A 7,277-nucleotide genomic window follows, 5' to 3' on the forward strand; every position below is an offset into this window, starting at 1 on the left:
GCGCGCAGCCGTGACGGCGCAGAGCACAACGGTTTCGCCGAGCGTCGCGACCACCGCGCCGTCGGCCTGACGGGCAACACGGCCCGTTTCCAGAGTGAGCGTCTTGCCGCCCCACTGGATTTCCTGCTTCTTGATGTCGAACATCTTTTGTCCTTCCTGCCGCCGGCCCTATGCCGGCGGGGCCTGTCGGGGACCGGCCTTCCGGCCCCGGGGTCGGGCGTCCTGCCCGAAACCGGATCGCGGCCGCATGCCGGATCCGGGGGTGTTCCGGGGGGTATGAATCGAGTCCCCCGAAACGAGAAACGGCCCCGTGGGGGGCCGTTCCGGTCACCGGATCAGGCTCACTTACGAAGCCCGAGCTTGGCGACGATATCTGCGTAGCGACCTGCGTCCTCGCGCTTGAGATAGTCGAGGAGGCTGCGACGCTTGTTGACCAGCATCAGCAGGCCGCGGCGCGAATGGTTGTCCTTCGCGTGCGTCTTGAAGTGCTCGGTCAGGTTGGCGATACGCTCCGAAAGGATCGCGACCTGCACCTCCGGGCTGCCCGTGTCGCCTTCGGCGCGGGCATGGGTGGCGATGAGTTCGGCCTTGCGAGCAGCAGTGATCGTCATAAGTTTTCTTCCTTCGACATCGCGATGTTGAAGCCGCGCACCACCCGCATTTCCGGGCCGGAAACCTCCACCAGGGCGATGGGCACATTGTCCGCAATCGCCAGATGCAGGCCCTGGTGCTTGGCAGCTCCGATCACCTTACGCCCCTCGCGGAGCGCCCTTGCCTGATCGAAGCTGACTGCGAGAGCCGGGATGTCGTCCAGCCCCGCCGTCAAGGGCAGGATAAGGTCTTCAAGCGGCTGGCCCATAGCGACTTGGTTCAGCTTGTCCAGCGAAATCGCCTGATCCAGCGTGAACGGGCCCGCCTTGGTCCGCCGCAACATGGTGACGTGGCCCACCGTATCAAGGGCATAAGCGATGTCGCGCGCCAGGCTACGGATATAGGTGCCCTTGGACACGCGCGCGGCGAAGGTCGCCGCCTCCCCCGTCCAGTCAATCAGCTCAAGCGCATGGATCGTCACCGCGCGGGATTTGAGCACCACTTCCTCGCCCGCGCGGGCCAGATCATAAGCGCGCGCGCCATCCACCTTCAGCGCGGAGAAAGCCGGCGGCACCTGTTCGATCGGGCCGGTGAAGCTTGCCAGCACGGCCGCCACCTGATCGCGCGTCGGGCGCACGTCCGAATTGGCGATGGCCTTGCCCTCGGCATCCAGCGTGTCGGTTTCGACGCCGAAGCTCAGCGTGAAGTCATAAGCCTTGTCGGCATCGAGCATCCGGCCCGAAAGCTTGGTCGCCTCGCCGATCGCGATCGGCAGCACGCCCGATGCCAGCGGGTCGAGCGTCCCGCCATGGCCAACCTTGTGCTTGCCATAGCCGCCCTGCCGCAACACCCGCTTGACCGCCGAAACCGCCTGGGTGGACCCGAGGCCGACCGGCTTGTCCAAAATGATCCATCCGTCCATCGGCGGGCCTTTAGGCGCCGTCACGCCATTATCCAACCGTCAACTCCGCCGCCATTCGTCCGCCAGGATCGAATAGAGCGCAGTATCGCGCAGATGCCCGTTCCAGGTGACGCGTTCCTGCCGCAGCACGCCTTCCTTCACCCCGCCGAGCTTGGCGACCGCCGCCATCGACCGCGCGTTGCGCACGTCGATGCGGAATTCGATCCGGCGAAAACCGCAGGCGATGGCGTGATCGATCTGCATCTCCTTGATCCGGCGATTGAAGCCGGTGCCCCGCATCACCGGCGCGATATAGGTGTTGCCGATTTCGAGCAGGCCCTTGGCCGCATCCACGCCCAGATAAGCGGTCATGCCGACAAGATCGCCATCATGGAGGATGGCGAAGGCAAGCCGCGCCGGATTGGCGATCAGCGCATCGAAGCTCGCATCGAAATGATCGGGATCGTAGGACACATTATAGGTCGGCCAGATTTCGGTATCGGCGGCGCAGGCGGCGCGCAGTGCCTCGCGATGCCCCTCCCCCAGCGGGACGAGCGCGGCATCGCCATCCGCCAGCGGCACAAGCAAGCGATCCACATCAGCCATGACCATCATTTCCTTTCGCGTCGCAGTTCCAGAATGCCTGCCCGCCACCTGATAGCCGCCGGCGCGCCAAAACGGGATTCGCCGCGCTGTCGCCAAACCGTCATCCCACCGTCACCACGGCATCATCGATGGCGTGCGAACCCGTCGCCCGACAAGGCAGGGGGATTCGACGATGAAGATCAGGGAATTCAGGCGGCGGCTGGGGCTCATCTTCGCCACGGCGGGCGCGGTTCTCGGCTGGGCAGCGGCCGACGCCGCATCCTGATCGACCAAAAGCGGGCCGCCCTGTCCTCGGCGGCCTGCGCTAATGTCAGTCGTCCTGCTCCAGATCGCGCGCGATTTCCGGACGACGCAGCACCGCGTCGATATGGCTGCCCTCGTCGAAGCTTTCATCGGCGAGGAACTTCAGCTTGGCGGCATATTTGGTGTTCACCCGCCGCGCGACCTCGCTCTGCAGATAGGCCGTGTTGGTGCGCAGCGCCTTCAGCACCACCGCTTCGTCGGCGCCGAGCAGCGGCTTCACGAAGGCGGTCGCGTGGCGCAGATCCGGCGACATGCGGACTTCGGTGACGGACACGCTGTGCTTGGCGAGCACATCATCATGCACGTCGCCGCGCATCAGGATGTCGGCCAGCGCGTGGCGCACCTGTTCGCCCACGCGCAGCACGCGGACGGACTTGCCTTCGGGGGTTTCGTTGCGGCGCATGGTCCAGATCTTTCAGCCCAATCCCACCGTCCGCCGGCGGAAGCGATGTGCCTCCGCCGGCGTAACGATTACAGGGTCCGGGCGCGCTCCTCGACCTCGAAGGTTTCGAGGAAGTCGCCCGCCTTGATGTCGGTCGAACCCTCGAACGTGACGCCGCATTCCAGCCCGGCGCGGACCTCCGCCACATCGTCCTTGAAGCGACGCAGCGAGGCGATCTTGCCGTTGTAGATGATGACGTCGTCGCGCGTGAGGCGCGCGCGCAGGTCCTTCTTGATATAGCCTTCGGTGACGAGCAGACCCGCCGCCTTGCCGTGCTTGCCGGCCGAGAAGACTTCGCGGACTTCGGCGCGGCCGACGACCGTTTCGAAATATTCCGGCCCGAGCTGCCCCGCCATCGCGGCGCGGATTTCGTCCAGCAGGTCGTAGATCACGTCATAATATTTGAGCGCGACCCCATCCCGCGTGGCGATATCGCGCGCCTTGGCATTGGCGCGGACGTTGAAGCCGATGATCGGCGCCTTCGAAGCCGCGGCCAGCGTGACATCGCTCTCGGTGATGCCGCCGACGCCCGAGTGCAGGATGCGCACCTGGATATCGTCGGTCGAGATCTTGTTGAGCGAGCCGGTCGCGCAGCGCCGAGAACATCGATTCGAGGCTGGCCGGGGCCGCCGTCGTCCGCTTCTGGTGGATGACGCCGGCACGATAGGCCGCGACCTCGCGGGCGCGGGCCTCGTTCTCGACGACCGACAGCGGATCGCCAGCACCAGGCACACCCGACAGGCCGAGCACCTCGACGGGCGTCGACGGACCGGCTTCCTTCACCTGCTGGCCCTTGTCGTTGACCAGCGCACGGACCTTGCCGCTTTCCGCACCGACGACGAAGACGTCGCCGACCTTGAGCGTGCCGCGGCCGACGAGGATCGTCGCCACCGGGCCACGGCCCTTGTCCAGCTTCGCCTCGACCACGGTGCCTTCGGCCGCGCGATCGGGATTGGCCTTGAGCTCAAGGATTTCGGCCTGGAGCTCGATCTTCTCGATCAGTTCATCAAGGCCGGTCTTCTTGAGCGCGGAGACTTCCACCTCCTGCACGTCGCCGCCCATGCTTTCGACCTGGACGTCGTGCTGGAGCAGCGCCTCGCGCACGCGCTGGGCGTTGCTGCCCGGCTTGTCCATCTTGTTGATCGCGATGATCATCGGCACGCCGGCCGCCTTGGTGTGGTTGATCGCCTCGATCGTCTGCGGACGCAGGCCATCGTCACCGGCAACCACGATCACCACGATATCGGTGATGTTGGCGCCGCGCGCGCGCATTTCACTGAACGCTTCGTGGCCCGGCGTGTCGAGGAAGGTGATCTTCGCCCCATCCTTCACCGTCACCTGATAGGCGCCGATATGCTGGGTGATGCCGCCGGCTTCGCCCGACGCCACATCGGTGCCGCGCAGGGCATCGAGCAGCGAGGTCTTGCCGTGGTCGACATGGCCCATGATGGTCACGACCGGCGGACGCGACTGCAGCGTCTCCGCCGCATCGACATCGTCGGTGGCGACGATATCGACGTCGCTTTCAGACACACGCTTGATGTTGTGGCCGAATTCCGTGACGAGCAGTTCCGCCGTATCCTGGTCGATCGACTGGTTGACGGTGACGGGCATGCCCATCTTGAACAGCGCCTTCACCAGATCCGCACCGCGTTCGGCCATGCGGTTGGCGAGTTCGGCCACCGTGATCGTTTCCGGCACGACGACATCGCGCACCTGCTTGGCGGCGGGGCCGCCCATCTGGTGGGCGCGCTTGTCCTTTTCGCGGGCGCGCTTCAGCGCCGCGAGGCTGCGCGCACGCGCACCGCCATCGCCATCGTCAAGCGCGCGGGTAACCGTGAGCTTGCCGGACTGGCGACGATCATCGCCCTTGCGATCGCGCGACGGCTTGGCCGGTTCCGGCCGCTTCGGCGCCACCACGGGGGTGAAACGACGCGGCGGCGGCGTGGCCGATCCCGCAGTCCGTTCGGCCGGCTGAGCCGTGGCGGCAGGCGCTTCGGCGGCAGCCTTGGCGGCCGCTTCCGCCTCGGCGGCGGCACGGACGGCGGCTTCCTCCGCCTCGCGCGCGGCGACCTTGGCGGCCTCCTCCTCGGCGCGGCGATTCTCTTCGGCGCGACGGCGTTCCTCTTCGGTCGCTTCCGCCTTTTCGCGATCTTCGCGGCGACGCGCTTCTTCCAGCGCGGTCATGCGGGCTTCCTCGGCTTCGCGCAGCAGGCGTTCCTGCATCTCGCGACGCTCAAGCGGCGTCATGGCGCGCGTCGGCGTCACCGGGCGCGGCGCAGGCTTGGGCGCGGCCTTCACCGGGGCGGGCTTGGGCGCAGCCGGGGCAGGCGCCGGGGCCGGCGTGGCGACAGGCGCCGGGGTCGGCGCCGGAGCGGCAGGCGCTTCCGCCTTGGGCTCGGCGGCCACGACCGGCGCGGGCGCGGGCTCGGGAGCCGCCGGGGCGGGTGCGGGCGCAGCCGTGGGGGCCGGCGCGGGGGCGGGCGTCGGGGCCGGCGCCGGCGTGGGCGCCGCGGCCGGTGCCGCTTCCTGAACCGGGGCTTCGGCCTCGCCGGGCTTGCCGAGGATACGGCGACGCTTGACCTCAACCACCACGGTGTTCGAGCGGCCATGGCTGAAGCTCTGCTTCACCTGGCCGGTCTCCACCGTGCGCTTGAGACCCAGGGGCGCGCGCATACCCAGTTTCGGCTTGTCGTTATCGCTCATCGAGTATCCGAACCCCTTACATCAATCTCGTAGCGCCGATGGGCCTTGCGAAGCCATATCGCAAGGTTCGGCGCTGCCGTTCCGTCCAATAAAGCCGCGCCAGCGGCCGAGTGCATCGGAAACGCGCGCGGCGGCAGCCGGCGCGATAAGCGCGACATGTACCACATTTTCGCGCCCCAAAGCCATCGACAATATGGCGCGGCTCGCCGGGATTACGAGTCCCCGCGTATCCGTGCCTTCCATGTCGAGCCCAACCCGCAGCGCCTGATCCAGCTTGCGGGTGCCATCCGCCGCAGCATCGCGGGCGTGCAGCAGCAGCGCCACCGTGCCCTTGCGCGCGGCATCGACAATCTTTTCGCTGCCCGTGACGAGGTTGCCGGCACGCGCCTCCAACCCCAGCCGATCGAGCGCGGAGCGTTCGAGCGCCCGTTCGATCTGCGCCGGCAGATCATCGGGAATCAGGAAGCTCGCCGTCTTGAACGCGCGGGCCAGCGCGCCCTTCAGCTTGCCCTTGGCGATCGCCGTTTCCAGCGCCACCCGGTCGACCGCGATCCACGCGCCCCGGCCGCCGGCCTTGGCACGCACATCGGGCGCGACCGTGCCATCGGGGCCGAGCGCGAGGCGAATCAGCCCGTCGCGCGGACCATGCTCGCCAGACAGCACGCAGCGCCGTTCGGGGCCATGCGCGCCAGTGCCGGCGTCATCGTCCCCAACCGCGCCGGGCGCCGTCGCGGCCTGCACGTCATCTGCTTTCGGCACGCCCCGGGCCTTCGCCCGGGACGAGCGATTCGCGGAGGCTATTGCCTTGGAGTGCTCATTGTTCGCCATCCGCAGGAGCGACCTCCCCGGACTCATTCGGTTCATCGGCGAACCAGTGCGCACGCGCCGCCATGATGATCTCGTTACCCTGCTCGTCGGACAGGCCATATTCGGCGAGCACGCCGCCCTTGTCCTCGGCCCGCTTCTGCGCGTTCTCGGCGCGGCGACGCGGCTCGGCCCGCTTCTTCTGGACCAGTTCGTCGGTCGCCAGATCGGCAAGGTCGTCGAGCGTCTTGATGCCGGCCTTGCCCAGCGTCACCAGCATCGCTTCGGTGAGGTAGGGCAGTTCGGCCAGATCGTCCTCGACGCCAAGCGCGCGGCGCTCGTCGCGATTGGCCTGCTCGCGGCGGTCCAGCGCTTCCTGCGCACGGCTCTGAAGCTCGGCGGCCAGTTCCTCGTCGAAACCCTCGATCGAAGCGATTTCGTCCGCCTCGACATAAGCGACTTCCTCGAGGCTGCCGAAGCCTTCGGCGACCAGCAGCTGCGCCAGCGTCTCGTCCACGTCGAGCTCGTTCTGGAACATCTCGCTGTTCTGGACGAATTCCTTCTGCCGCTTCTCGCTGGCATCGGCTTCGGTCAGGATGTCGATCGCCTTGCCGGTCAGCTGGCTGGCGAGGCGGACATTCTGGCCGCGACGGCCGATGGCGAGCGAAAGCTGATCGTCGGGAACGACAACTTCGATGCGCTCTTCTTCCTCGTCGATGACGACGCGGGCAACCTGCGCCGGCTGCAGCGCATTGACGACAAAGGTCGCGGTGTCGGGCGACCAGGGAATGATGTCGATCTTCTCGCCCTGCATTTCCTGCACGACGGCCTGCACGCGGCTGCCCTTCATGCCGACGCAGGCGCCGACCGGATCGATCGAGCCGTCATGCGAAATGACGCCGATCTTGGCGCGGCTGCCCGGAT

The 7,277-nt window shown here is 67.3% G+C and carries 7 protein-coding genes and 1 pseudogene; all 8 read right to left on the reverse strand.

Annotated elements, in window-relative coordinates; translation table 11 throughout:
• Window positions 1-144: hypothetical protein (locus tag CHB74_RS21045; RefSeq protein ID WP_144033895.1), on the reverse strand; the 144-nt coding region annotated here is incomplete at its 3' end.
• Between the two features lie 197 nt (window positions 145-341).
• Window positions 342-611: a 30S ribosomal protein S15 gene (gene rpsO / locus CHB74_RS21050; protein ID WP_089221430.1), complete on the reverse strand. Its 270-nt coding sequence runs from the start codon at window positions 609-611 to the stop codon at window positions 342-344.
• Window positions 608-1,513 carry a tRNA pseudouridine(55) synthase TruB gene (gene truB / locus CHB74_RS21055; RefSeq protein WP_089221431.1) on the reverse strand — a complete coding sequence of 302 codons (906 nt, stop codon included), beginning with the start codon at window positions 1,511-1,513 and terminating at the stop codon, window positions 608-610. Before truB ends, rpsO begins: the two co-directional genes overlap by 4 nt.
• A gap of 39 nt (window positions 1,514-1,552) precedes the next feature.
• Window positions 1,553-2,098 carry a GNAT family N-acetyltransferase gene (locus CHB74_RS21060; RefSeq protein WP_089221433.1) on the reverse strand — a complete coding sequence of 182 codons (546 nt, stop codon included), beginning with the start codon at window positions 2,096-2,098 and terminating at the stop codon, window positions 1,553-1,555.
• A gap of 310 nt (window positions 2,099-2,408) precedes the next feature.
• Complete coding sequence (gene rbfA / locus CHB74_RS21065; RefSeq protein WP_089221432.1) at window positions 2,409-2,804, reverse strand: 30S ribosome-binding factor RbfA; 396 nt, start codon at window positions 2,802-2,804, stop codon at window positions 2,409-2,411.
• 68 nt (window positions 2,805-2,872) lie between these two features.
• A pseudogene (gene infB, locus CHB74_RS21070) lies at window positions 2,873-5,549 on the reverse strand (translation initiation factor IF-2).
• 21 nt (window positions 5,550-5,570) lie between these two features.
• A complete protein-coding gene (locus CHB74_RS21075; protein WP_179220955.1) occupies window positions 5,571-6,377 on the reverse strand; it encodes a DUF448 domain-containing protein in 807 nt (268 codons plus the stop codon).
• Window positions 6,364-7,277 (reverse strand): transcription termination/antitermination protein NusA (nusA, locus tag CHB74_RS21080; RefSeq protein WP_144033896.1); only part of this gene is annotated, 914 nt, incomplete at its 5' end. The genes nusA and CHB74_RS21075, both read right to left, overlap by 14 nt.

It is taken from the genome of Edaphosphingomonas laterariae (assembly GCF_900188165.1).
Taxonomy (GTDB): domain Bacteria; phylum Pseudomonadota; class Alphaproteobacteria; order Sphingomonadales; family Sphingomonadaceae; genus Sphingomonas_E; species Sphingomonas_E laterariae.

Coding starts and splice junctions, on each gene's coding strand:
- CHB74_RS21075 (WP_179220955.1), bottom strand. CDS start 6,377: ATGGCGAACAATGAGCACTCCAAGGCAATAGCCTCCGCGAATCGCTCG.
- rpsO (WP_089221430.1), bottom strand. CDS start 611: ATGACGATCACTGCTGCTCGCAAGGCCGAACTCATCGCCACCCATGCC.
- CHB74_RS21060 (WP_089221433.1), bottom strand. CDS start 2,098: ATGGCTGATGTGGATCGCTTGCTTGTGCCGCTGGCGGATGGCGATGCC.
- rbfA (WP_089221432.1), bottom strand. CDS start 2,804: ATGCGCCGCAACGAAACCCCCGAAGGCAAGTCCGTCCGCGTGCTGCGC.
- truB (WP_089221431.1), bottom strand. CDS start 1,513: ATGGACGGATGGATCATTTTGGACAAGCCGGTCGGCCTCGGGTCCACC.